This is a genomic window from Rhodococcus sp. BS-15 (assembly GCF_000813105.1).
Classification (GTDB): domain Bacteria; phylum Actinomycetota; class Actinomycetes; order Mycobacteriales; family Mycobacteriaceae; genus Rhodococcoides.
Genome location: NZ_BAOX01000464.1, coordinates 1 through 2,490 on the forward strand (window position 1 = coordinate 1; position 2,490 = coordinate 2,490).

Consider the following 2,490-nt stretch of genomic DNA (forward strand, 5'->3'; position numbering starts at 1 on the left):
CGAGGTCGGCCGGGCCGTCGGGGGCACCGAAATCGACCTTGGGGTTCAGCCGGGCGAATCCGAGCGAGGCCGAAGTGACCGCTTCGGAGCGGCAGTGCGGGGATGGCGATGCCGCCGGGCAGGCCGGTTGCCGACTGCGCTTCGCGGGCCAGAGCGGCGTCGCGCAGGGCATCGGTCTCGGTTGCGCGACCCGCGGAAGCCAGAACGCCTGCGAGGCGTTCGATGACGGCTTCCTTGGATTCGCCGAGATCGGCGTCGAGGAGGATCAGATCCTCGGCGATGATCTGCTGATCTTCGGTGGGGGTGGACATTGCGGGCTCCTAGAGACGGTTCGAAGAAGGGGAGAGCGTGGACGGGCTGACGGAGGTCGGGATGTCGAGCGCACGGACCGTCACCGAATTCGGGTGGGTCTGCTCGGGCAGTGGAAGCGTGGTGCCTGGAAGCGCGGTTGCTGCCGTTCCGTAGGCGACGGCGCGGCGAAGTTTGTCTGCGTCGGAACAGTCCTCGGCATCGGCGAGGATGTAGCCGGCGAGCGAGGAATCGCCTGCGCCGACCGTGCTGACCGCGGTGATCGGGGGCGGGCTGGCGTACCAGGAACCGTCCTCGGTGACCAGTACGGCTCCGGCACTGCCGAGAGTGGCCAGTACCGCGCCGACGCCTCGGCCGAGAAGGATCGTGCTGGCTGCGATGGCGGCCGTCGGATCACCCTGCGCCGCTGCGCTTTCCAGCTCTTCGGAATCGTACCCGGTGAGTTGGGCGAGTTCCTCGGAATTGGGTTTGATCAGATCGGGTGCCGACGCCGGGAAGGCCGCAGCGAGTGCGAGCAGTGGCTCGTCGGAGGTGTCCACGGCAACTTTCGCCGACGTGGCACGCAGGGCAGTGACGAGCTCGGCATACCAGTCGACGGGGAGGCCCGGCGGAAGCGAACCGGAGAGAACCACCCATTCGGCATCGACTGCGAGAGAGAGGATCCGCTCCCGCAGCTCCGCGCGGGTCCGCTCCGACACCGTGGCACCGGGCTCGTTGATCTTGGTGGTGGTGCCACCGACCTCGCTCACCGTGATGTTGGTCCGTGCCGGACCCGACGTCGGAACCGCGGAATACCGCACTCCCTTCGCGGCCATAGCGTCGAGCAGGGGGTCTCCGGTGTTTGCCGGGAGCACCGCAAGGGCCTCGACTCCCGATCCGCCGAGTACGCGAGCGACGTTGACGCCCTTGCCTCCCGGGTCGGTGGCCGACGTCGATGCCCGGTGTACGCCGCCGCGGACGAGCGGCGTGTCGAGTGTGACCGTCCGGTCCATGCTCGGGTTGGCCGTGAGTGTGACCATCATGCGATCACCACCTCGATTCCTTTGTCGCTGAGTTTTTTACGGTCGTTGGTCGAGATGTCGCTGTCGGTGACGATGACATCGATGGAGCCCACTCGGGCGAAGCTGACCAGGTGCTCGCGGCCGATCTTCGACGAATCCGCTAGCACCACAACGTGGTTCGCCGCCTCGACCATGGCACGCTTGACTGCTGCCTCGTCGCTGTCGGGAGTGGACAGTCCGTGCCCGACGCTGATGGCGTTGGTGCCGATGAACGCGACGTCCACACGGAGCCATTCGAGGGCGCTCAGCGCTTCGTCGCCGACAGCCGCCTGAGTGGTCCCACGTACCCGACCGCCGAGCAGTCGAAGGCTGACACTCGGCATCGTCGCGGCGCGAGCGGCGATCGGGACCGAGTTGGTCACCAACGTCAGTTCGCGATCGTGAGGAAGCAAACCGGCGAGTCGGCCCGTTGTGGTGCCGGCATCGAACACGGCGCTGCCCCCTACCGGCGGCAGGAAGGACAGGGCGGCGGCCGCGATCGCGTCCTTCTGCTCGGCGCGGGTGAATTCGCGTTCCGAGACGCCCGGTTCGAGTGTTGTCAGCGCCGATGCCGGTACTGCTCCACCGTGGACGCGGCGCACGACGCCCATTCGATCGAGGGTGGCGAGGTCGCGTCGCACAGTTTCTGTGGTGACGCCGTAGGTGGCAGAGAGATCGTTGACGGAGACGCGTCCATGGGTGCTGATCAGTTCGGCTATGGAGTGCTGTCGTTCTTCTGCGTACACCTGCGTCTCCTTCCATGTTGATGTTGCTTTATGTTGTTTTACGCCCGTGTGTGTTGACATGTCAAGGCTTTGGAGTAATCTCGGTCACAACACAGGCGAGAAATTGAGTGCGCCACAGCTCGCCGAACAGTACGAAGACCTTTTGTTCACGCAGGATTCGAGGAGGACCACATGACGGGATCGGTTAGCACCGCTTCGACCGGACACTCAGACACGACAGTCGACGCTGCCGGGACCGGAGCAGCGCAGACCACGCTGCACGGCACGCCTGTCGTGCCCGGCGTCGGATACGGCCGAGTGATCCCGCCCCGGTGCCCCGTCCCGCCATCCCAGCCGACACCGGCGAGGTGGCCGAGGCGGATCGAGGTGCCGAGAGGACTCTTCGACGCCGCAGA

At 66.2% G+C, this 2,490-nt stretch carries 2 protein-coding genes and 2 pseudogenes; 1 reads left to right on the forward strand and 3 read right to left on the reverse strand.

The genetic code is table 11. The features are described 5' to 3' along the window. The 3 genes and pseudogenes from RHBS_RS26825 to RHBS_RS26835 form a co-directional block, all read right to left on the reverse strand. Window positions 1–311: pseudogene (locus tag RHBS_RS26825) on the reverse strand (PTS sugar transporter subunit IIA); the annotation flags it as partial. Window positions 312–320: 9 nt separating this feature from the next. Continuing rightward, a complete protein-coding gene (locus RHBS_RS26830) occupies window positions 321–1,331 on the reverse strand; it encodes a 1-phosphofructokinase family hexose kinase (RefSeq protein WP_121870051.1) in 1,011 nt (336 codons plus the stop codon). Beyond that, window positions 1,328–2,095, reverse strand: coding sequence for a DeoR/GlpR family DNA-binding transcription regulator (locus RHBS_RS26835; protein ID WP_128646864.1), 768 nt, complete (start codon window positions 2,093–2,095; stop codon window positions 1,328–1,330). The genes RHBS_RS26830 and RHBS_RS26835 overlap by 4 nt, the downstream gene beginning before the upstream one ends. A 171-nt stretch (window positions 2,096–2,266) precedes the next feature. On the opposite strand from RHBS_RS26835, the pseudogene RHBS_RS29870 reads away from it, so the two are divergent. Then, window positions 2,267–2,490, forward strand: a pseudogene (locus RHBS_RS29870) (phosphoenolpyruvate--protein phosphotransferase); the annotation flags it as partial.

Excerpts from the sequence above, each read along its gene's own strand:
- RHBS_RS26830 (WP_121870051.1), bottom strand. The coding sequence starts at position 1,331 with ATGATGGTCACACTCACGGCCAACCCGAGCATGGACCGGACGGTCACA.